The 22,302-nt window shown below is 64.1% G+C and carries 19 protein-coding genes; 11 read left to right on the forward strand and 8 right to left on the reverse strand.

What is annotated here, in order from left to right:
- Nucleotides 1–126: 126 nt before the first annotated feature.
- Nucleotides 127–1,023, reverse strand: a complete 897-nt coding sequence (locus AC097O_RS16700; RefSeq protein ID WP_479594036.1) for an aldose 1-epimerase — start codon at nucleotides 1,021–1,023, stop codon at nucleotides 127–129.
- Between the two features lie 173 nt (nucleotides 1,024–1,196).
- On the opposite strand from AC097O_RS16700, the gene AC097O_RS16705 reads away from it, so the two are divergent.
- Nucleotides 1,197–2,855, forward strand: coding sequence for an HD-GYP domain-containing protein (locus AC097O_RS16705; RefSeq protein ID WP_479594037.1), 1,659 nt, complete (start codon nucleotides 1,197–1,199; stop codon nucleotides 2,853–2,855).
- 7 nt (nucleotides 2,856–2,862) lie between these two features.
- Here AC097O_RS16705 and argA read toward each other — a convergent pair whose 3' ends face one another.
- Nucleotides 2,863–4,212: an amino-acid N-acetyltransferase gene (argA, locus tag AC097O_RS16710; protein ID WP_479594175.1), complete on the reverse strand. Its 1,350-nt coding sequence runs from the start codon at nucleotides 4,210–4,212 to the stop codon at nucleotides 2,863–2,865.
- Nucleotides 4,213–5,902: 1,690 nt separating this feature from the next.
- Here argA and AC097O_RS16715 point away from each other — a divergent pair.
- The 5 genes from AC097O_RS16715 to AC097O_RS16735 all read left to right on the forward strand — a co-directional run bounded on the left by AC097O_RS16715 (nucleotide 5,903) and on the right by AC097O_RS16735 (nucleotide 12,816).
- Entirely contained in the window at nucleotides 5,903–7,510 is a 1,608-nt protein-coding gene (locus AC097O_RS16715) for a methyl-accepting chemotaxis protein (RefSeq protein ID WP_479594038.1), read from the forward strand.
- 116 nt (nucleotides 7,511–7,626) lie between these two features.
- Nucleotides 7,627–8,454: a CDP-diacylglycerol--serine O-phosphatidyltransferase gene (gene pssA, locus AC097O_RS16720; protein ID WP_479594039.1), complete on the forward strand. Its 828-nt coding sequence runs from the start codon at nucleotides 7,627–7,629 to the stop codon at nucleotides 8,452–8,454.
- A 312-nt stretch (nucleotides 8,455–8,766) separates the two neighbouring features.
- Nucleotides 8,767–10,386: a 2-isopropylmalate synthase gene (locus tag AC097O_RS16725; protein WP_479594040.1), complete on the forward strand. Its 1,620-nt coding sequence runs from the start codon at nucleotides 8,767–8,769 to the stop codon at nucleotides 10,384–10,386.
- A 25-nt stretch (nucleotides 10,387–10,411) separates the two neighbouring features.
- Complete coding sequence (locus tag AC097O_RS16730) at nucleotides 10,412–11,950, forward strand: 2-isopropylmalate synthase (protein WP_479594041.1); 1,539 nt, start codon at nucleotides 10,412–10,414, stop codon at nucleotides 11,948–11,950.
- Nucleotides 11,950–12,816: a heparan-alpha-glucosaminide N-acetyltransferase gene (locus AC097O_RS16735; RefSeq protein WP_479594042.1), complete on the forward strand. Its 867-nt coding sequence runs from the start codon at nucleotides 11,950–11,952 to the stop codon at nucleotides 12,814–12,816. Before AC097O_RS16730 ends, AC097O_RS16735 begins: the two co-directional genes overlap by 1 nt.
- Before the next feature lie 39 nt (nucleotides 12,817–12,855).
- Here AC097O_RS16735 and AC097O_RS16740 read toward each other — a convergent pair whose 3' ends face one another.
- The 5 genes from AC097O_RS16740 to AC097O_RS16760 are packed head-to-tail and all read right to left on the reverse strand — an operon-like array spanning nucleotide 12,856 to nucleotide 16,434.
- Nucleotides 12,856–13,641: a peptidylprolyl isomerase gene (locus AC097O_RS16740; RefSeq protein WP_479594043.1), complete on the reverse strand. Its 786-nt coding sequence runs from the start codon at nucleotides 13,639–13,641 to the stop codon at nucleotides 12,856–12,858.
- A 59-nt stretch (nucleotides 13,642–13,700) separates the two neighbouring features.
- A complete protein-coding gene (locus tag AC097O_RS16745; RefSeq protein ID WP_315184370.1) occupies nucleotides 13,701–13,961 on the reverse strand; it encodes a BolA/IbaG family iron-sulfur metabolism protein in 261 nt (86 codons plus the stop codon).
- The gene (locus AC097O_RS16750) at nucleotides 13,958–14,524 is read right to left on the reverse strand and encodes a septation protein A (RefSeq protein WP_479594044.1); all 567 of its coding nucleotides are present in this window, start codon (nucleotides 14,522–14,524) and stop codon (nucleotides 13,958–13,960) included. The genes AC097O_RS16745 and AC097O_RS16750 overlap by 4 nt, the downstream gene beginning before the upstream one ends.
- A 12-nt stretch (nucleotides 14,525–14,536) precedes the next feature.
- Nucleotides 14,537–14,947 carry a peptide-methionine (R)-S-oxide reductase MsrB gene (gene msrB / locus AC097O_RS16755; RefSeq protein WP_315184374.1) on the reverse strand — a complete coding sequence of 137 codons (411 nt, stop codon included), beginning with the start codon at nucleotides 14,945–14,947 and terminating at the stop codon, nucleotides 14,537–14,539.
- Nucleotides 14,944–16,434 carry a protein adenylyltransferase SelO gene (locus tag AC097O_RS16760; protein ID WP_479594045.1) on the reverse strand — a complete coding sequence of 497 codons (1,491 nt, stop codon included), beginning with the start codon at nucleotides 16,432–16,434 and terminating at the stop codon, nucleotides 14,944–14,946. Before AC097O_RS16760 ends, msrB begins: the two co-directional genes overlap by 4 nt.
- A gap of 139 nt (nucleotides 16,435–16,573) precedes the next feature.
- Between AC097O_RS16760 and AC097O_RS16765 the strand changes: the two genes are divergently transcribed.
- A complete protein-coding gene (locus AC097O_RS16765) occupies nucleotides 16,574–18,199 on the forward strand; it encodes a 3-(methylthio)propionyl-CoA ligase (protein ID WP_479594176.1) in 1,626 nt (541 codons plus the stop codon).
- Nucleotides 18,200–18,204: 5 nt separating this feature from the next.
- Here the strand turns inward: AC097O_RS16765 and AC097O_RS16770 are convergent, their stop codons facing one another.
- On the reverse strand, nucleotides 18,205–18,660 hold the full coding sequence (locus AC097O_RS16770) for an OB-fold protein (protein ID WP_479594046.1): 456 nt from the start codon (nucleotides 18,658–18,660) through the stop codon (nucleotides 18,205–18,207).
- 179 nt (nucleotides 18,661–18,839) lie between these two features.
- Between AC097O_RS16770 and AC097O_RS16775 the strand changes: the two genes are divergently transcribed.
- The 4 genes from AC097O_RS16775 to AC097O_RS16790 are packed head-to-tail and all read left to right on the forward strand — an operon-like array spanning nucleotide 18,840 to nucleotide 22,267.
- Nucleotides 18,840–19,718 (forward strand): branched-chain amino acid ABC transporter permease, encoded by an 879-nt coding sequence (locus tag AC097O_RS16775; RefSeq protein ID WP_479594047.1) that lies wholly within the window; start codon nucleotides 18,840–18,842, stop codon nucleotides 19,716–19,718.
- Nucleotides 19,708–20,838 carry a branched-chain amino acid ABC transporter permease gene (locus AC097O_RS16780; protein ID WP_479594048.1) on the forward strand — a complete coding sequence of 377 codons (1,131 nt, stop codon included), beginning with the start codon at nucleotides 19,708–19,710 and terminating at the stop codon, nucleotides 20,836–20,838. Before AC097O_RS16775 ends, AC097O_RS16780 begins: the two co-directional genes overlap by 11 nt.
- On the forward strand, nucleotides 20,835–21,581 hold the full coding sequence (locus AC097O_RS16785) for an ABC transporter ATP-binding protein (RefSeq protein ID WP_479589245.1): 747 nt from the start codon (nucleotides 20,835–20,837) through the stop codon (nucleotides 21,579–21,581). The genes AC097O_RS16780 and AC097O_RS16785 overlap by 4 nt, the downstream gene beginning before the upstream one ends.
- Nucleotides 21,581–22,267, forward strand: coding sequence for an ABC transporter ATP-binding protein (locus AC097O_RS16790; RefSeq protein ID WP_479594049.1), 687 nt, complete (start codon nucleotides 21,581–21,583; stop codon nucleotides 22,265–22,267). Before AC097O_RS16785 ends, AC097O_RS16790 begins: the two co-directional genes overlap by 1 nt.
- Nucleotides 22,268–22,302: the final 35 nt, after the last annotated feature.

Genomic DNA, 22,302 nt, shown 5'->3' on the forward strand with positions numbered 1-22,302 from the left:
TTGAGCCCAGGGCTAAGAAGCGAAGACTCAAACCGTTGCCGCTGCTGAACGTGCCTCGCACAGCAGCCAGAGCGGCGATTCGCATGCGGCGGGGCTTATCCTAGTGCCATGAGGGTCTGACCCCTATTAATCTGGCCAGATAGGTTGCAGGCCCATGGTGGTGTGCAGGGTGGCACCGGGGGACAGCAGCTGGCCGCCTACGTCGGCCTGGCCTTTTTGCGCCAGGTTCATCCAGTCGGTGCAGTTGCTCACGGGTTCGATGCAGAACATGTCGGCACCCTTCGGGCAGTACAGCACGAAGTAGTCGAACGGGGCCTGCGCGGTCATCCGCAGGGCGGTGCCGGTGTCGGGCCAGTCCACGCGGGCCTGGCGGCTCCAGCCGGTGAAGTTGTTGTCCAGGTCCAGCGTGTCCAGGGTGATGCCGCTGCGCAATGTGTCCAGAAACGCCGGGGTTTGCAGCGTGGTGGGCATGACTTCGGCGTCGCCCCCCCACATGGCTTGTACCTCGGTGGTCAGGCGGGTACCGGCGCGGTGCGGCAGGTAAGGGTGGTGGCCCACGCCCACGGGCATGTCCACCGTGTCGGTGTTGGTGACGGACAGCTCCACCGTCAAGCCGGTCTGCGTATCCAGCCTGAACTGCTGCACCGCGCGAAAGGCGTAGGGCCACTCGCCTGCCGGGCTGTCCAGCGCCAGGGTGGCGTGGTCGGCACCCAGGTTGACCACCTGCCAGGGCTGCTGCCAAGCCGTGCCGTGGATGGCGTGCTTGGAATCGGGGTAGTTGGCGGCTAGGTGCAAGGGGCGTGGGCCGAAGCTGCTGCGGCCATCGCGGATGCGGTTGGAGTAAGGCACCAGCGGGAAGCTGGCCATGGCCCAGGGCTTGGCGGGGTTGGGCGCATCGTTGGGGCGCAGCCAGTGCTGGCGCTGGCTGCCGCGCTGGCTGTAGAAGTTGGCGATGGAGCCGCCGACGGTGGGGGCCAGGGTGGCGACGAGTTCACCGGCACGCAGTTCAAGGGTGGAGGTCATGGGGTTGGGGTCTCGGTTTTTTGGGGAGCCCACAGATGGTACCGGCAGCGCATATAAACCCGCTACGGTGGGCAGCAATGTGTGCACTTGCGGTGCACCAGCCAGGGTGCATTTGATGGTAATCTCCTTGCCGCACAAGTACTTACAAACACACCACCCGGGACGATGCAACTATGGCGATGGACCTCGTCGGCGACCTGCTCAGCCGACTCGATCAGCTCAATACCATTGGCGCAGCGCTGTCCAAAGAGCGTGATCTCAACAGCCTGCTCGAAGGCATTCTGATAGCCGCCAAAAACATCACCCAGGCCGATGGCGGCACCCTGTACCGCATGACCGAAGACGGCAGCGCGCTGCGTTTCGAGATCATGCGGACCAACTCGCTGAACCTGTTTCTGGGCGGCACCACCGGCAAGGCCATCGACTTTGCGCCGCTGCAGTTGATCAACGCCGAGGGCGCTTTCAACGACACCATGGTGGCCACCTTTGCCGCCATCCACGACCGCACCGTGAACATTGCCGATGCCTATGGTGAGGCCGGTTTCGACTTCTCAGGCACCAAGGCTTTCGATGCCCGCACCGGCTACCGCTCGCAGTCTTTCCTGACCGTGCCGATGAAGAACTTCGACGGCGAAGTCATTGGCGTGCTGCAGCTCATCAACGCGCTGGAGCCGGGCCTGGGCCGGGTGGTGACCTTCTCCGAGGCCGACCAGCGCCTGGTCGAATCGCTGGCCTCACAGGCCGCCATCGCGCTGAGCAACCGGCAACTGGTGGGCCAGATGGAGAGCCTGTTCGAGTCTTTTGTGCAGCTCATCAACACCGCCATCGACGAGAAATCGCCCTACGCCCGCGACCGCTTCAACCGCGTGCCCGCACTCACCATGATGCTGGCCGCTGCCGTGGATGCCACCACCGACGGGCCGTACGCCAGCGTGCAATTGACCGAGCGCGACCGCTACGAGCTCAAGATCGCGGGCATGCTGCACGACTGCGGCAAGATCGCCACGCCGGTGCACGTGGCCGACAAAGCCACCAAGCTGCAAACCCTGTTTGACCGCATCGAGCTCATCAGCACCCGGTTCGAGGTGCTCAAGCGCGATGCCGAAATCGCCGCCCTGCGCCAGCAACTGGCCCTGCGCACCTGCACCGACCCCGCCGCCGAAGCCACTGCCGAGCAGCGTTTTGAAGATGCACTGCTGCGCATCGATGCCGACCGGGGCTTTCTGCGCGAGGTGAACCTTGCCCAGACCGAGATGACCGACGCGCAGCTCGGCAAGGTGCGCGACATTGGCACCCGCCGCCACTGGCGCAATGCCGACGGCGTGCTGGTGCCCTTCCTGAGCAGCGACGAGCTGGAAAACCTGTCCATCCTGCGTGGCACCTTGACCGCGCAAGAGCACGACATCGTCAACCACCACGTGGCGGCCACCAACGCCATGCTTGCCAAAGTGCATTGGCCCAAGCACCTGAAAAACGTGCCCGAGTATGTGATTGCAGGCCGCGAGCGCCCCGAAGGCACCGGCATTTCGCAAGACCTGCTGCGCCAGCAGGTGCCCATGCAGTCCCGCATGCTGGCCTTGGCCGATGTGTTCGAAGCGCTGACCAGCACGGGGCGGCCCTACCGGCCGCGCATGAAGTTGTCCAAGGCGCTGGAGATGATGGTGCGTTTTGCCAAAAGCGGCTATGTGGATGCCGACCTGTTCGATGTCTTCATGCGCCAGGGTGTGTACCGCCAGTTTGCCGAGCGCTTCCTGAGCCCCGAGCAGATGGATTTACCGGCATCCCACCACGAGGTCGGGGACACCGTGCCCGACCTGCTGCATCCCCACTAGTACATTTCTAGCCCAGCTTCTTCACCAGCACCTGGCTTTTCCGGTCCCAGTTGTACTTGCGTTTGCGGGCCTCGGGCAGCCACTCGGGGTCTACCTGCACAAAGCCGCGCTTGATGAACCAGTGCATGGTGCGCGTGGTCAGCACAAAAATGCTCTGCAGCCCGGCGGCGCGGGCGCGCTGCTCGATGCGCTTGAGCACCTTTTCGCCATCGCCCTGGCCCTGTACCTGGGGCGACACGGTCAGCGCCGCCATCTCGCCGGTGTGGGCCTCGGGGTAGGGGTAGAGCGCGGCGCAGGCGAAGATCACGCCGTCGTGCTCCACCACGGTGTACAGGTCGGCATCGCGCTCGATCTCGGTGCGGCTGCGCTTGACCAGGGTGCCGTCTTTCTCGAACGGCTCGATCAGTTGCAAGATGCCGCCCACGTCGTCCACCAGCGCCTCGCGCAGGCTCTCTAATTTCTCATCCACCACCATGGTGCCGATGCCGTCGTGCACATACACCTCCAGCAAAATCGCACCATCTACCGCAAACGGGATGATGTGGCTACGCTCCACGCCCGATTTGCAGGCTTTCACGCAGTGCTGCAGGTAGAAGGCGGTGTCGGTAGGCAGGTTGGCGGTGGGCAGGTCGGCCAGCAGCTTCTCGGCCACGGCCAGCGGCAGCTCGGTGTCGATGGGGTTGTCTTCGCTCTCGGGCTCGCCGGGGTGCATGCGGATGCCGGGCACCTCGGTCAAAAAGATCAGCTTGTCGGCCTGCAGCGCGCTGGCCACCGAGGTAGCGACTTCTTCCATCGTCAAATTAAAGGCCTCGCCGGTGGGCGAAAAGCCAAACGGCGACAGCAGCAGCATGGCCCCCATGTCCAGCACGCGGGTGATGCCGCCGGTATCCACCTTGCGCACCAGGCCCGAATGCTGGAAGTCGATGCCGTCCACAATGCCCACGGGCCGGGCGGTGATGAAGTTGCCCGAAATCACCCGGATGGTGGCCCCGGCCATGGGCGTATTCGGCAGGCCCTGGCTGAACGCCGCCTCGATCTCGTAGCGCAACTGGCCCGCGGCCTCCTGGGCGCAATCGAGCGCCACCTCGTCGGTGATGCGGATGCCGTGGGCGTACTTGGGCGGGTGGCCCTTGGCCTTGAGCTGCTCGTTCACCTGGGGCCGGAAACCATGCACCAGCACGATCTTCACGCCCATGCTCTGGATCATGGCCAGGTCCTGCGCCAGGTGCGGCAGCTTGCCCGCCGCAATCGCCTCGCCCGCAATGCCCACCACAAAGGTCTGGTTGCGGAACTTGTGGATGTACGGTGCGACCGAGCGGAACCAGGGCACAAAGGTGAAGTTGAAAACGGAAGTCATCATGGGCGCGCAGCCGGGCAGGGCGGTGGGAGTGTGTGGGAAAAGTGTAGCAGCCACCCGGCATGCTGGTGGCAGGCATATGCTTACATACCTTTTTGGCCTCTAGCGCTTATTCCATAAGCGTGAGAAGCTATGTAAATGGAAGCAAATTAACGCGCCCGCTCTCCTGCCAGCGCGGCGTGCAGCAGGTTGAGGAAGACTGGCTGGCCAATCAACCAGGGCAAGCCAGATCATGAGCTCCGTTATGGGATGCGGATTCCAGGGGCAAGGTCACTTCCAAGAAGTGCGACATAGAAGTCTCTGCTTTCCCTGAGATGATCGGAGCAAACGTTCGTCAGTATCCGTGTGAACGACATGTAATCTCTTTCCCCGCGCTGGACAGCTAACGTTTGACTCAGGCGGACTGCCGCAGGCAGGTCCGCTTGAAGGAATGGTTGAACTAAACCGCTGACGCTTTCTCGGTTTTTACAAACGGTTGAAGGCCATAACAACTCCAGAAAAAGCAGCAAAGGGATGTTGCACTATATCCCGGCAATCCCTTGCAGCTTGACTTGCGACTGCTCTCGTTTTTGAAGCTGTGCATGCCGCCAGGGCAGTGACTTTCTTTTGCGTGGCCAAAAGAAAGTCACCATCGAGGCGGCCACCCCCACTACCTGCGCCCTCCGCTTGCGCTACGGGAACCTGCGGTGCTCGCTTCAGGTGGGGTCTGGCTAAACTCGCTGCGCTCAGACAACGCCAGCCCTGATCCACCTGAAGCCGCGCTCCTCGGCGCATCTAGAGGGGGACCCCGGGGAGCGGGATCGGCCTGACTTTGCCGGGCATCGCGCCTAGGGCGCGAGGTGCCCCCACCCTGGCCCTCCCCCGGCGGGGGAGGGAAAAATACCAAATGTGCGCCACCACGCGCCGAGGTGCGCACTGCCTGACCCCTTCCCCCACCGGGGGAAGGCTGGGATGGGGGTACTCGTGCCCCAGGCACGATGGGGCGCTGTGCGCCCCCGATCCCGCATTCGGGGTCCCCATCTGTATGCGCCGAGGAGCACAGCTTTGGGCGGATCAGGGCTGGCGTTGTTTGAGCGCCAGCGAGTTTAGCCAGACCCCGCCCAAAGCGCGCACCGCAGGTTCCCGTAGCGCCAGCGGAGGGCGCAGACAGTTGAGGCGCCTTTCTTTGGGTTACTTTTCTTTTGCGCAAAAGAACAAGTGACTGCGCTGCCGGGCGCATCACCCGGCCGACGATGCTGGCAGGCACCCAGCAAACGCCAACCCGCCAGAGGGGTCGGAGCACGAATGCGGGCAAGCATCGGTCCGACAACAGCCAATTCACCGCGCAATCGTGACCCCACTGGCTACCGCCCGTGCAGCAGAGACAATCCGCTTCTCTTTTGATAGTAAAAAACAGGAGCTGCTCGTGCTGATTGAATAAGCGCTAGCAGGCTTTTGTGTGCCTAAAAAACAGGCTAAAAATACAAAACCCTAGCGCACCCGTTCCCCCGCCAGCGCCGCGTGCAGCAGGCGCTCCCTGTGGGGTGTTGGCTGGCAAAGCAAGCGATTCCACCTGCGTAATGCGATGTATTCTTATTTAGACGTGTGCTGTGGATTTCCACCGCTCTGCCATCAGGGTTTACATCTATCCCGTATGCTCGCCACCTTTCTTGACACTTTTTGATACAAATTGCCCCCCTGGGCCCACACCATGCAAGCCCACTCCCGTCTCACTTCTTTGTCTATCTCCAGCCGCCTGGGCCTGGGTTTTGGCTGCATGCTGGTATTGGTGATTGCCGTGGCCGCTGTGGGCCAGCTATCGGCGGCCTCGGTGCAGGACCAGATGCGCCAGATCACCGGCACCAACGCCACCAAGGCACGGCTGGTCAACAGCATGCTGGAGAGCGTCAGCACCTTGGGCATCCAAAGCCGGTCGGCGGCCATGCTCAATGAAATCGACACCCAAAGGTCGGCCGAACTGGTCAAGCAGCTGCAGCAGACCCTGGCCCAGTACGGCGAGCGCGAGGCCGCGTTGACCACGCTGTTCAGCGCTGCCGACACCACCGCCGCCGAACGCAAGCTGCTGCAAGACATCACCGCCGTGGGCCGCAGCACCCGGCCCGAGCTGGAGCAGGCCATCCAGGCCGCCACCGATGGCGACACCGTGGCCGCCACCATCGGCCTGATGAACCGGGTGGCCCCCGGCGAAACCCTTTGGCGCGCCAAGCTGGCCGCGCTGATCGAGCTGCAAAACACCTTGAACAAGGACACCACCGCCCAGGCCGAGCAGACCCAGAGCCGCGCGCGCACCACCGGCGGCCTGCTGGTGCTGCTGGCGCTGGGCCTGGGCGGCCTGATTGCCTGGCGCACCACGGCCAGCATCACCCAGCCCCTGGGCCGCGCGGTGGTGGTGGCCGAGCGGATTGCGCGCGGCGATCTGACATCGCAGGTCGAGGTGCGCATCCATGACGAAACCGGCCGCCTGCTGGAAGCCATTGCCGCCATGCAGGACCGGCTGCGCGCCATCGTGGGCGAGATCGGCCAGACGGCAGAGTCCATCCAGGTCGCCAGTGCCGAGGTAGCCTCCGGCAACCTGGACCTGAGCCAGCGCACCGAGCAGGCCGCCACCAACCTGCAAGGCGCGGCCACCGCGCTTTCGGACCTGACCGGCACCGTCAGCCAGAGCGCCGCTTCGGCCCGCCAGGCCAACACCCTGGCCGCATCGGCCTCCGCCGTGGCCCAGCGCGGCGGGGAAGTGGTGCGGCAGGTGGTGCACACCATGGACGAGATCAGCACCAGCTCTAAAAAGATCGCCGACATCATCGGGGTGATCGACGGCATTGCCTTCCAGACCAACATCCTGGCGCTGAATGCCGCTGTGGAAGCCGCCCGGGCGGGCGAGCAGGGGCGGGGCTTTGCGGTGGTGGCCAGCGAGGTGCGCACCCTGGCCGTGCGCTCGGCCACGGCGGCACGCGAGATCAAGGCCTTGATCGGCAGCAGCGTGGAGCGGGTGCAGGTGGGCAACCGGCTGGCCAGCCACGCGGGCGAAACCATCCAGGAGCTGGTGCAGTCGGTGCAGCGGGTGTCTGACATCATGGGCGAGATCACCTCGGCGTCTGACGAGCAAAGCCAGCGCATCGGCCTGGTGAGTTACTCGATGGAGCAACTCGATGCCGCGACCCAGCAAAACGCAGCCCTGGTGGAAGAGGGTGCCGCCGCCGCCGACAGCCTGCAGGACCAGGCGGGCAAGCTGACGCAGATGGTGCACGCCTTTCGCCTCACGCGCGACGAGCCTGTGCAGGGCGGCAAGGCGGGTTGACTGGCTTACACTTGGTGGCATTCCGCCCAGCGCCCATAGGCCCGTGGGCCAGCGTGCGCTACTTCCTTGACACCAGCGCGAACTGCGCAGCTTTCTATTTTTGACAGGCCACCGCCATGCAACCCGGCAAAGACCCCAGCCTTAACACTCCCCTCAAGCCCAACCCCGAAGTGCTGGTGCGCAAGCGCCGCAAGGGCATCTACATCCTGCCCAATCTGTTCACCCTGGCGGCCCTGTTTGGCGGCTTTTACGCCATCGTGATGGCGGTGGACGGGCGCTTCGACCAGGCCGCCATCGGCGTGTTCTGCGCCATGGTGCTCGACAGCCTGGATGGCCGCGTGGCCCGCATGACCAACACCCAAAGCGCGTTCGGCGAGCAGATGGATTCGCTGTCCGACATGGTGTCGTTCGGCGCGGCCCCGGCGCTCATTGCCTACATGTGGACCCTCAAGGGCCTGGGCCGCTGGGGCTGGATTGCCGCCTTTGTGCACTGCGCCTGCGCGGCCCTGCGGCTGGCGCGCTTCAACGTGAACACCACCGTGGTGGACAAGCGCTACTTCCAGGGCCTGCCATCGCCCGCCGCGGCCGCGCTGATTGCCGGGTTCATCTGGTTGATGAACGACCTGGGCGTGGCACCGACCGATGTGGCGTGGGTGATGTTTGCGCTGTCGATTTACGCGGGCCTGAGCATGGTGACCAATGCGCCGTTTTATAGCTTCAAAGACGTGCAGATGAAGAAGAGCGTGCCGTTTGTGGTGATTGTGCTGATCGCCCTGGGCCTGGCCGTGATCACCATCCACCCACCCATCGTGCTGTTTGGCGCGTTTGTGGTGTATGGCTTCAGCGGCTACGGCGTGTACGCCTGGCGCAAGTTCAAGGGCGTGCAGACCAGCGTGATCAGCACTTCCAAAGACGAGCCCGATGAGCGCGGATTGCATAAGTAACACCCCCAGGCTGCAGTGCTTCGCATCTTTCTCCAACCCCCTTGCAGGGGGCAACACCAGCAGCCTGGCAAAGCCAGTTCTGCGGTGTTTCTGGAAAGCATGCGTTCTGCGTGTAGAGGTAAGTCATAAAACAAGGCTAGAATCCACGCTTATGAACTTTATTTCTCTAGCGCTACTACTGATCCCCTTCGGGCGGAGACGGTAGCGCACGCGACTTACAGCGTCATCACCCCTCACAACGGCCCGTATGCACCAGCAACGGGCCGTTTTGCGTTGGGTTGCTGGTTTTGGAAAACCTTGAAAGAAACGACCATGTTGAAGCAACCTGCCAGCAAGTACCCCGCGTTTGCCCCCATCCGCTTGACCGACCGCACTTGGCCCGATGCCGTGCTGGCCCAGGCCCCCATCTGGCTCAGCACCGACCTGCGCGACGGCAACCAGGCGCTGATCGAGCCCATGGACATGGCCCGCAAGCTGCGCATGTTCGAGACGCTGGTGGCGATTGGCTTCAAGGAAATCGAAGTCGGTTTTCCGTCGGCGTCGCAGGTCGAGTTCGACTTTGTGCGCAAGCTCATCGACGAAAACCTCATTCCCGACGACGTGACCATCCAGGTGCTCACCCAGGCCCGCGAATCCCTGATCCGCCGCACCTTCGAGTCGCTGGTGGGTGCCCGCCAGGCCATCGTCCACATGTACAACGCCACCGCGCCGGTGATGCGCCGCGTGGTGCTGGGCATGGACGAAGACGGCATTGTCGATTTGGCGGTGCGCCACGCGCAGATGTTTAGCGACATTGCCGCCACCCAGCCCGGCACCCGCTGGACCTTCCAGTACTCGCCCGAGATGTTTTCGGGCACCGAGCTGGCGTTTTCCAAGCGCGTGGTGGACGCGGTTACCCAAGTGTGGCAGCCCACGCCAGCGCACAAATGCATTGTCAATTTGCCGTCTACGGTGGAGCATTCCACGCCCAACATCTTTGCCGACATGATCGAGTGGATGCACCGCCACCTGGAGCGGCGCGACAGCATTGTGTTGTCGGTGCACCCGCACAACGACCGGGGTACGGGCACGGCAGCGGGCGAATTCGCCTTGATGGCCGGGGCCGACCGCATCGAAGGCTGCTTGTTTGGCAATGGCGAGCGCACCGGCAACCTGGACCTGGTCAACGTGGCCTTGAACCTCTACACCCAGGGCGTGTCGCCCGGGCTGGACTTTTCGCAGATCGACGAGATCCGCCGCACCGTGGAGCACTGCAACCAGTTGCCGGTGCACCCGCGGCATCCTTACGCGGGCGATTTGGTCTATACCTCGTTCTCGGGTTCGCACCAGGATGCCATCCGCAAGGCGTTCTCGGCCCGGCAGGAGGGCGCGGCTTGGGACATTCCGTATTTGCCTATCGACCCCAAGGATTTGGGCCGCAGCTACGAAGCCGTGATCCGCGTCAATAGCCAGTCGGGCAAGGGTGGCATCGCCTATTTGCTGGAGAGCGAATACGGCCTGGAATTGCCGCGCCGCTTGCAGATCGAGTTCAGCCAGATCGTGCAGACCGTGATGGACGGCGCGGGCAAGGAGCTCACCGCGCAGGATTTGTGGGCCTTGTTCGAGCGCGAATACGGCACCGCGACCATCGCCACGCCGACCGTACCCCCAGCCGGGCAGGGCGTGGGGCCCATCGATGCGTTTGTGAACCACCTGAACGCCACCGGCACCACCCAGGTCCGCGTGCTCGACTACCACGAGCACGCCCTGGGTGCCGGGGCCAACGCCCAGGCCGTGGCCTACCTGGAACTGCGCATTGACGAGCAACACACGGTGTTTGGTGTGGGCATGGATGCCAACATCGTGTCCGCCTCGTTGAAAGCCATCCTCAGCGGCTTGCAGCGCGCCAAAAAGCATGAAAATGCGAGCTGTGCCGCACCGGCCACCGTTTAAAAAATAAATCCCACAGGAGCACCCCATGGCCGACAAACTCATCATTTTTGACACCACCTTGCGAGACGGCGAGCAGTCGCCCGGCGCCAGCATGACCCGCGACGAAAAGCTGCGCATTGCCCGCCAGCTGGAGCGCCTCAAGGTGGACGTGATCGAGGCGGGTTTTCCGGCCAGCTCGGTGGGAGACTTTGAATGCGTGCAGGCGATTGCCCGCGCCATCAAGGACGCGACCGTCTGCGGCCTGTCGCGCGCCAACGACCGCGACATTTCCCGGGCGGCGGAGGCCCTGAAAGACGCGGCCCATGGCCGTATCCACACCTTCATCGCCACCTCGCCACTGCACATGGAGAAAAAGCTGCGCATGACACCCGACCAGGTGTTCGAGCAAGCCAAGCAGTCGGTGCGCTTTGCGCGCAACCTGGTGGCGGATGTGGAGTTCAGCCCCGAAGATGGCTACCGCAGCGACGTGGACTTTCTGTGCCGCGTCATTGAGGCCGTGATTGCCGAGGGTGCCACCACCATCAACGTGCCCGACACCGTGGGCTACGCCATCCCCGAGCTGTACGGCAACTTCATCAAGACCCTGCGCGAGCGCGTGCCCAACAGCGACAAGGCCATCTGGTCGGTGCATTGCCACAACGACCTTGGCATGGCGGTGGCCAATTCGCTGGCTGGCGTGAAGATTGGCGGCGCACGCCAGGTGGAGTGCACCATCAACGGACTGGGCGAGCGGGCGGGCAACTGCTCGCTGGAAGAAATCGTCATGGCGGTTAAAACCCGGCGCGACTACTTTGGGCTGGACCTGGGCATCGACACCAAGCACATCCTGGCCACCAGCCGCATGGTCAGCCAGACCACCGGCTTTGTGGTGCAGCCCAACAAGGCGGTGGTGGGCGCGAACGCGTTTGCCCACGCCTCCGGCATCCACCAGGACGGCGTGCTCAAGGCCCGCGACACCTACGAGATCATGCGTGCCGAAGACGTGGGCTGGAGCCACAACAAGATCGTGCTGGGCAAGCTCAGTGGCCGCAACGCCTTCAAGCAGCGCCTGCAAGACCTGGGCGTGAGCATGGAGAGCGAATCCGACATCAACGCCGCCTTCGCCCGCTTCAAGGAGCTGGCCGACCGCAAGAGCGAGATCTTCGACGAAGACATCCTGGCCCTGGTCAGCGACGAGAGCGTGGCGCACGACAACGAGCAGTACGGCTTTGTGTCCCTGTCGCAGCACAGTGAAACCGGCGAGCGCCCGCAGGCCAGCGTGGTGTTTACCGTCAACGGCAAAGAGGTCAAGGGCGAGTCCGACGGCAACGGCCCGGTGGATGCGTCCCTCAAAGCTATCGAAATGCATGTGCAAAGCGGTGCCGAAATGGTGCTGTACTCGGTCAACGCCATCAGTGGCTCCACCGAGAGCCAGGGCGAAGTCACGGTGCGGCTGCAAAACAGTGGCCGCGTGGTCAACGGCACCGGCTCCGACCCCGACATCGTGGTCGCTTCCGCCAAGGCCTACCTGAGCGCGCTGAACAAGCTGCAAAGCAAGGCTGACCGGGTGGCTGCGCAGGGTTGATGGGGCAAAGTCGGACATCCGGCCCCCACCCCAACCCTCCCCCGGGGGGGGAGGGGGCAAAACCGCTCCCAGCTCCACTCCCTCCCCCTCCGGGGGAGGGCCGGGGTGGGGGCCATCTACGCCCACGCCCGCCCCCCAGCAGATTCACCCGCATAGATGCCCTGCGGGGCCTGGCCGTGGTGTGGATGACGGCCTTCCACTTCAGCTTCGACCTGGCCCACGCGGGACTGTGGGCGCAAAACTTCTACGCCGATCCGTTCTGGACCTGGCAGCGGGTGGCCATCGTCAGCCTGTTTTTGTTCTGCGCCGGACTGGGCCAGGCGGTGGCCGCCCAGCACGCCGTGGGCTGGCCACGTTTTTGGCGGCGCTGGGCGCAGGTGGCGGGGTGCGCGGTACTGGTGTCGGCCGGGTCGGCGGTTATGTTTCCGAACAGCTGGATTTACTTCGGCGTGCTACACGGCATCGCGGTGATGCTGCTGGTAGCCCGGCTCACCGCCCGCTGCGGCCTGTGGCTGTGGCCCATGGGTGCACTGGCGATTGCTTCTAAATCTATAGCTGCTTACGCCCTATCCATGGGCGATAATGCCACTTTTTCTATATTTTTTAACCAAAAATCCGTCAATTGGCTGGGCTGGATCACCGAGAAACCTGTCACCGAAGACTACGTGCCCCTGTTCCCCTGGCTGGGTGTGCTGTGGTGGGGCATGGCTGCCGGGTTCTGGCTGTTGCAACGCCACCCGCAGTGGCTGCAGGGCAGCGCCCCCCGCCCGCTGGCCTGGCTGGGCCGCTGGAGCCTGCCGTACTACATGCTGCACCAGCCGGTGCTGATCGGCCTGGTGACCGCCTTCGCCGCATTTAAGACGTAAAAAAAGCGGCCTGGGCCGCTTTTTTAGGGTCACAAAGACTTACTCTACTTTCGCCGCTGCGCGCAGTTGCTCCTGGAACTGCACCAGCTTTTGCTGCGACATCTGCTTGGCGATTTCGGGCTTCACTTCTTCAAACTTGGGCAACTGGGCTTGGCGCTCGTCTTCCAGGCGGATAATGTGGTAGCCGAACTGGCTCTTCACCGGGGTGTCGGTGGTCTGGCCTTTTTTCAGCTTGATCAGGCCTTCGGTGAACTCTTTTACGTAGCTGCTGGGGTTGGCCCAATCCAGGTCGCCGCCCTTGGCACCCGAACCCTTGTCGGTGCTGGACTTCTTGGCGATGGAGCCAAAGTTGCCGCCCTTTTTGAGCTGGGCAATGATGGCCTTGGCTTCGGCTTCGGTGGCCACCAGGATGTGGCTGGCCTTGTATTCCTTGCCGCCGTTGGCCGCCACGAACTTGTCGTACTCGGCCTGCATGTCGGCATCGGTCACGGGGTTGGTCTTTTTGTAGTCTTCAAACAGTTCGCGGATCAGCAGGGTCTGGCGGGCCATGTCCATTTGCAGCTTGTAGCTGTCGCTGGCATCCAGGCCGCGCTTTTGGGCTTCTTGCATGAAGATTTCACGGGCAATGATCTCTTCCTTGATCTGGCCTTCCATTTCCGGCGTAACCGGGCGGCCCGATGCGGTGACCTGCTGTACCAGCGCGTCGATGCGCGCCTTGGGCACGGCCTTGCCGTTGACGATGGCGATGTTTTGTGCGGAGGCCGACAGCGCCAGGCTACCCAGCAAAGCAGCAGCGACCATGGTGGATAACAGTGTTTTTTTCATGCGATTCCTAGGAGGGGGTTGCGAGCTGCCGGGAGGGGTCGGCTCTGAATAAAAGAGGGCTAGAGGACTTCAATCGCGATGGCGTGAACGCCCTGGTCAATGAATTCTTGCAGCGCATCATACACAAGGCGATGGCGCGCCACGCGGGGCTTGCCCGTAAACAAAGGTGAAGCAATCCGCACCCGAAAATGCGTGCCAAATGCGCTGCCGTTGGAGCCCGCATGCCCGGCGTGGGCAGCGCTTTCGTCCAGCACTTCGAGCTGCGTGGGGCCCAGCCGTTCACGCAGGCGCTGGTCGAGGCGGTCGGCGGTGATGTTCATACGGACTTGTCGGTTTTGGCGGCTTCAGAGCTTGGCTCGTCGGAGCCCAGGTAGCGCGAGATGTACCAGCCTTGCCCGCCCATGAACACCAGCGGAAACACATAGCCCCAAAGCTTGAAGTTGACCCACTGGTCTGTCGTGTAATAGGCCGCCACATACCCGTTGACGGCGGCCATGAACAGGCAGTACAGCATCCAGGCCACGTTCAGGCGCATCCACACCGGGTCGGGCAGGTCCAGCTGGCTGCCCAGCATGAGCTTGAGGTAGTTTTTCTTCATCACCCACATGGCCACGCACATGGCCAGCGCCATGGCGATGTAGAGCACGGTGGGCTTCCACTTGATGAAGGTTTCGTCTTGCAAGATGAGCGTGAGTGCGCCAAAGCCCAGCACCATGCCCAGGGTCATCTTGTGCATGGTGGTGAGCTTTTTGTCGATCACGTAGGTCACCACCATTTGCAGCACGGTGGCCACCATCAGCACGCCGGTGGCGACGTAGATCGTGCTGAATTTGTAGGCGGCAACAAAAAGCAATATAGGTAAAAAGTCGAGCAGGGTCTTCATGGGCAAAGGCGGTTATTGGGGTTTGAAATCGAGCGAAGCCGAATTCATGCAGTATCGCAGCCCGGTGGGCGAGGGGCCGTCGTCAAACACATGGCCCAGGTGCGCGCCGCAGTCGGCACACACGGTTTCCACCCGGCGCATGCCGTGGCTGACGTCGGTGATCTCTTCGATGGCACCCGGCGCGGCTTCTTGCGAAAAGCTGGGCCAGCCGCAGCCCGCGTCGAACTTGGTGGCCGAGTCAAACAGCTTGTTGCCGCAGCAGATGCAGCGGTACTCGCCCGCCGCCCAGTTCTGGTCGTACTTGCCGGTATGGGGGCGTTCGGTGGCCGCATGGCGGGTGACCTGGAAGGCTACGGGTTCTGCGCCTTTCTCGGCCAGCAGGGCTTTCCATTCGGCGTCGGTTTTTTCAATTTTGTGGGTCATGATGAGCAGCTGATCGCAATAGAAGAAGCCCAGTCGGGCGGGAAGTCGGCGTAGGCATCCAACCCCGGATGTTCGTCAAACGGGGTTTCCAGCAGCGCCAACAGTTGTTGGACTCCGGCAAAGTCCTTTTGGTTCGCACGGCGTATGGCTTCTTCGCCCAGATGGTTGCGCAGCACGAACTTCGGGTTGGTTTTGAGCATCAAATCGGCCGCCTGCGCTCTGTCCACCTGGGCTAGCCGCTCTGAATATTGTAGTAACCAGGCATCGGCGGCATCGCGGTCTACCCACAGGTCGCGCACCGCGTGGGGCGACTGGCCGGGTGTCTGGGCAACCCAGTGGCTCAGGGTGCGCCAAAAAATAGTGAAGTCCACATGCTCCTGGGCCAGCAGGGCCAGAACGCCGTCGGCCAGCGCCTGGTCGCCCAGCTGCGCATCGTTGAGGCCGAGCTTGGCGCGCATGCGGCGGGCCAGGGCGGCGGGGAAGGCGGTCTTGTAGGTTTCCAGCGCGGCCAGGGCGGGCTCTTGCGCGCCGATCAGCGGCAGCAGGGCCTGGCCCAGGCAGAACAGGTTCCAGTTGCCGATGTTGGGCTGCTGGTCGTAGGCGTAGCGGCCATGGTCGTCGCTGTGGTTGCAAATGTGGCCGGGGTCATAGCCGTCCAGAAACTGGAACGGGCCGTAGTCCAGCGTCAGGCCCAGGATGCTCATGTTGTCGGTATTCATCACCCCGTGGCAAAAGCCCACGGCCTGCCACTGGGCGATCAGCTCGGCGGTGCGTTCGGTCACTGCCTGCAGCAGGGCGGCGTAAGGGTTCGTCGCATCGCGGCAGGCGGGGTAGTAGCTGTCGATGACAAAGTCGGCCAGTTGGCGCAGCGGCTCGATCTGGTTGCGCGCCGCAAAGTGCTCGAAATGCCCGAAGCGGATGAAGCTGGGGGCCACGCGGGTCACCACGGCTGCGGTCTCGATGGTTTCGCGGCGGATGGGGGCATCAGACCCGGTGATGCACAGCGCCCGCGAGGTGGGAATGCCCAGGCCATGCATCGCCTCGCTGCACAAGAATTCGCGGATGCTGGAGCGCAGCACCGCCCGGCCATCGCCCATGCGCGAGTAGGGCGTGCGGCCCGCGCCCTTGAATTGCACCTCCAGCCCCTGGCCATTGGGGGCCACCACCTCGTCCAGCAAAATCGCCCGCCCGTCACCCAATTGCCCGGCCCACTGGCCAAACTGGTGGCCGCTATAGACGCTGGCCAGCGGCTGCGTGCCGCGGATGGCGGTGTTGCCGGTGAAGGCCTGCGCGCCTTCCTCGGAGGTCAACCAGGCCGGGTCCAGTCCCAGCTCACGCGCCACCGCCAGGCTGTGGCCCACCCAGTAGGGGGCGGGCAGAGGAGTGGGCTGCAGGTTTGTGTAGAAAGTCGTCCCCAGGGTGGCAAAACGGTTACGCCAAGTCAGACCCAGGTCGAGTTCGGTGGCGGTCTCTGCGGCAATAGTCATAGCCGGGGATTGTCACGCAGATCCTTTGGACGCACTGGACGCAGGGCCATGCTGCATGGGCGACACACTGCGGGTCAACACCGGGGCGCAGGGGCCCACCGGCGGGCAATACTGGGAATCTATTTCTAGGAGACCGCCGATGCTGGGCCTGATGCAAAACCAACCGCTGTTGATCTCCACCCTGATTGCCTTCGCCGACCGCCACCATGGCGACGGCGAGATCGTCTCGCGCCGGGTCGAGGGTGACATCCACCGCACCAATTACCAGCAGGTGGCCGCCCGCGCCCGCCAGGTGGCCAACGCGCTGGACGGCTGGGGCTTGGCCTTTAGCGACCGCGTGGCCACCCTGGCCTGGAACGGCTACCGGCACCTGGAGCTGTATTTCGGTGTGAGCGGCTCCGGGCGGGTGCTGCACACCATCAACCCGCGCCTGCACCCCGCCCAAATCGCCTGGATCACCCAGCACGCCGAAGACCGGGTGCTGTGCTTCGATGCCACGTTCCTGCCGCTGATCCAGGCCATCCACGCCCAGTGCCCCACGGTGCAGCACTGGGTGATGCTGTGCGATGCCGACAAGCTGCCTGCCGACACCGGCATCCCCAATTTGGTGAGTTATGAGGCCTGGATCGCCGCGGCCTCCAGCCAGTACGTGTGGCCCACATTCGACGAAAACACCGCCTCCAGCCTGTGCTACACCAGCGGCACCACCGGCGACCCCAAGGGCGTGCTGTACAGCCACCGCTCCACCACCTTGCACGCCTACGCCGCGGCCTTGCCCGATGCCATGGACCTGAGCGCCCGCGACGCGGTGCTGGCGGTGGTGCCCATGTTCCACGTCAACGCCTGGGGCATTCCGTACAGCGCGGCGCTCACCGGCTGCAAGCTGGTGTTCCCCGGCCCGGCGATGGACGGCCCCTCGGTCTACAACCTGATCGAGTCGGAGAAGGTCACCTTTGCCGCAGGCGTGCCCACCGTGTGGCAAATGCTGCTGGGCCACATGCAGCCCGCCGGCCTGCGCTTTGGCACGCTGCAGCGCACGGTGATTGGCGGCTCGGCCTGCCCACCGGCCATGGTCAAGGCGTTCCAGCACGACTACGGCGTGGAGGTGATCCACGCCTGGGGCATGACCGAGCTGTCGCCCCTGGGCACGCTGTGCACCTTGAAGAACAAGCACCTATTGCTATCCAAAGAAGAACAACTGGCGATGCGTCTGAAACAGGGCCGGGCGGTGTACGGTGTGGATATGAAGGTGCTGGGCGACGACGGCCAGCCGCTGCCGCACGATGGTAAGTCTGCTGGCGACCTGCTGGTGCAAGGCCCGTGGATCGTGGCTGACTACTACCGCAGCCCCGATCCCAGCCCGCTGGTGGACGGCTGGTTTCCCACCGGCGACGTGGCCACCATCGATGCCGATGGCTACCTGCAGATCACCGACCGCAGCAAGGACGTGATCAAGTCCGGCGGCGAGTGGATCAGCTCCATCGCGGTAGAAAACATCGCCGTGGCCCACCCGGCGGTGGCCATGGCCGCCTGCATCGGCGTGCCCCACCCCAAGTGGGACGAACGGCCCATCGTGGTGGTGGTGAAGAAGCCCGGTGCCGAGGTCAGCGTGGCGGAGCTTTTGGCCTTTTACGACGGCAAGATCGCCAAATGGCAGGTGCCCGACGACGTGGTGTTTGTCGATGCCATCCCGCTGGGCGCCACCGGCAAGATGCAGAAGATGCGGCTGCGCGAGATGCTGAAAGACTACCGGCTGCCCGGATAGCCAGGCTAAAAGCTCACCACATTGCACTGCACCAGCTCGGGCGAACCCAGGTTGTAGCCCGCGCCTTTGCACACCACGTGCAGCGGCTGGCCGCGCTTGAGCAGGGTGGCGGCTTCCTCGGCGGGCAGCTGCTTGAGCCGGACCATGCCGGTGCCGCCCTCCAGCCCCTCGACCACGGTCACCTTCTTGTCCATCTGGGCGGCGATGGGCATGAACGAACCCGACTTCAGGTACACCACCAAGGTACCAAAGATGTCGCGCGACACCAGGTCGATGGAGGTTTCCACGTACAAGGTTTTGCCCTTGTAGGTGCGGTTGGCGGCGGCCTCGTCGGTTTTGTAGGCTTGCATCAGCGTTTTGCCCTGGACCCGCAGAGTCTTGCCCGCATCTACGTCGGCCATCATGGCTTTCACAAACTTCTCAGCGTCGGGGGATTCAAAGCGTGGGGTACCGGATCCCAAGGCCACCCCACACAGTAGGGTGGCAAGCGCTGCGGCAAGGGGCTGCAGCCAGTTTTGGGGGCGTTTTGGCATGCCTGGATGCTAACAAAGCAGTGGCGGCTGCATTCCACCATCGGGCGGCGACGTGCCACTGGCTACACTTCCCCGCCGCCACACTCGGCCGCGTCCACCGGAACCCCATGGAGTTTTTTACCCTCTCGCTCTTGAACGGCCTCAGCTACGGCCTGGTGCTGTTCATGCTGAGCGCGGGGCTGACGCTGATTTTCAGCCTGCTGGGCGTGCTGAACCTGGCCCACGCCAGCTTCTACATGCTTGGCGCGTACGTGGCCTACAGCCTGACTTTGGTGCTGGGCTTCTGGCCTGCGTTGCTGCTGGCCCCGCTGCTGGTGGGGCTGGTGGGCGCGGCGTTTGAACGCTACGTGCTGCGCCGCGTCCACGCCCACGGCGCGCAACGGCACAAGGCCGAGATGCTGGTCACCTTTGGCCTGGCCACCGTGCTGGCCGAGCTGGTGCAGCTGGTGTGGGGGCGCGGCACGGTGGACTACCGCATCCCCGAGGCGCTGGCCGGGCCGCTGTTCAAGCTGTGGGGCACGCCGTTCCCCGCCTACCGGGCCTTCATGGTGCTGGTGGCGTTGGGCATGTGGCTGGCGCTGTGGCTGTTGTTCACCCGCACCCGCACCGGCCTGGTGGTGCAGGCCGCGCTGACCCACCCCGATGCCGTGCAGGCCCTGGGCCACAACGTGCCGCGCATCTTCATGCTGGTGTTTGGCGGCGGCGCGGCGCTGGCCGGGCTGGCGGGCGTGGTGGGCGGCAACGCTTTTGTCACTGAGCCGGGCATGGCAGCCACCGTGGGCTCGGTGGTGTTTGTGGTGGTGGTGGTGGGCGGCATGGGGTCGCTGACCGGGGCGCTGGGCGCGTCGCTGTTGATCGGTGTGCTGCAGACCTTCGCGGTGGGGCTGGACCCCATCAGCCGGTTTGCGCCGCTGTTGCCATACCTGTTACTCGTTCTGGTGCTGCTGTTGCGCCCGCAAGGTTTGTGGGGGCAGCGTGCGGACTAGGGCGGCGGGCACCGCATTTGCGCTGGTGCTGCTGGCTGCGCCCTGGGTTTTCAACAGCAGTCTGGGCCTGAATTTGCTCACGCAGATGGGCATCGCCGCCATCGTCTGCCTGAGCTACAACATCCTGCTGGGGCAGGGCGGCATGCTGAGTTTTGGCCACGCTATTTACTCCGGCCTGGGCGCTTTTGCCGCCATCCATGTGCTGAACGCCGCCGTGCTGCCGGTCAGCCTGGTGCCGGTGGTGGGCGGGCTGGCCGGGGCTGGGGTGGCGTTGCTGCTGGGCTGGCTGACGGCGCAAAAATCGGCCACCACCTTCGCCATGGTCACGCTGGGCCTGGGCGAGCTGGTCGCCGCCCTGGCCTGGCTGCTGCCGCAGGTGTTCGGCGGCGAGGCGGGCGTGTCGGGCAACCGGGTGGCCGGCGCGTCGCCTTTAGGCATTACTTTTGGGCCGCAGTTGCAGGTGTACTACCTGGTGGCGGCCTACACCCTGGTGTGTACCGGGTTGATGTACACCTTCACCCGCACCCCGCTGGGCCGCATGCTCAACGCGGTGCGCGACAACCCCGAGCGGGTGGAGTTTGTGGGTTTTGATGCCCGGCGCATCCGCTTCATGGCCGTGGTCATCGCCGGTTTTTTTGCAGGCATAGGCGGTGGGCTGGCCGCGCTGAACTTCGAAACCGTGACCGCCGACGTGCTGGGCAGCCAGCGCTCGGGTGCGTATTTGCTGTTTACTTATCTGGGCGGCTCGGGCCACTTTTTCGGCCCTGTCGTGGGTGCTGTGCTGATGGTGCTGGCGAATGTGCTGCTCAGCGGCATCACCAAGGCCTGGCTGCTGTACGTGGGCCTGGTGTTCATCGCCATGGTGGTGTGGGTGCCGGGCGGCGTGGTCAGCCTGGCCGGGCGGCTGCGCTGGAGCGATGCCCCTCGGTATGCGGCCTGGGCGCTGGCGTTTGCCGGGTTGGCGGCGATGGTGGAGATGGTGTACCAGCTGCAACTGCAGGCGGCGCTGGGGCCGCAGCTGCGCTTCCTGGGATTGGCCCTGGACGCGACCAGTGGAGTGAGCTGGGCTGCGGCTACGGCGGCTTTGGCAACAGGCGTACTTTTGGGGATGCGCAAATGATCCCCGCGCTGCAACTCATCACCCTGCGCAAGAACTTCGGCTCGGCGCAGATCATCCAAGGGGCGAACTTGACCGTGGCCACAGGCGAGCGCGTGGCGCTGATCGGCCCCAACGGCGCGGGCAAGTCCACGCTGTTCAACCTCATCAGCGGCCGCACCGCGCCCAGCAGCGGCCAGATCTTGCTACACGGTCAGCCCATCCACGGCAAAAAACCGTTCGAGATCTACCGCGCAGGTCTGGCGCGCAGCTTCCAGACCAGCAACCTTTTTGCCCAGCTCAGCGTGTTCGAGAACCTGCGCTGCAGCCTGCTGTGGAGCCGGGGCTACGGCTACACGTTTTGGCGCTTGCTCAGTGGCCTGAAGGACGTGCGCGAGCGGGCCGAGCAGCTCATGGCCCAGGTGCAGCTAGACGGCAAACGCGACGTGCTGGCCGCCCACCTCACCTACGCCGAGCAGCGCGCGCTGGAGCTGGCCATCACCATCGCAGGCGGCGCCAGCGTCATCTTGCTGGACGAGCCCACGGCGGGCATGGGCGTGCAGGAGGCCGCCGGGTTTGTGCAACTCATCCGCGAGATCACGCAAGGCAAAACGCTATTGATAATAGAGCACGATATGCAGGTGGTATCGGCGGTGGCGGCCAAAATCGCTGTATTAGTAGCGGGCGAAGTCATCGCCTTCGACTCGCCCGAGGCGGTGCGCGCCAACCCGCGGGTGCAAGCCGCCTACCTGGGGCAGGCGGCCTGATGCTGCAAGTCCAGAACCTGCGCGCCTTCTACGGCCCCACGCCCGTGCTGCACGGCGTGTCGTTCGCCATCCAGCCCGGTGAAACCGTGGCCCTGCTGGGCCGCAACGGCGCGGGCCGCTCCACCACCGCCAAGGCGCTGATGGGCCTGGTGCGCTGCGAGGGCTCCATCCTGTGGCGCGGCCAGCAACTGGTGGGCCAGCTACCCTGTGCCATCGCCCAGCAAGGCATCGCCTATGTGGCCGAGGCCCGCGACATCTTCCCGCGCCTCAGCGTGCACCAGAACCTGCTGCTTGGGCAAAAAGGCAGCGGCCCGTGGACCTTCGAGGCCGTCTACACCCTGTTTCCCCACCTCAAGGCTAGAGAGCACACCCCCGGCGGCGTGCTCTCAGGCGGCGAACAGCAAATGCTGGCCCTGGCCCGCGCGCTGATGGGCAACCCCCAGCTCCTGCTCATCGACGAACCCACCGAAGGCCTGGCCCCGCAGGTGGTAGCGCAGGTGGCTGCTGCCCTGCGCTTGCTCAAAGCCCAGGGCGTGGCGGTGTTGCTGGTGGAGCAAAAACAGGCCCTGGCGCTGGAGGTGGCCGACCGCGTGCTGGTGATGGGGCGGGGGCAGGTGGTGCTGGATGCCACGCCCGCGCAGTTGCGTGCGGACACCACTGTGCGCAGTGAGTGGCTGGAAATATAAAAAATTGGGCTTATCCCAGGCTTTAATCGAAGCCG

Source organism: Rhodoferax sp. LS1P39 (assembly GCF_056521425.1).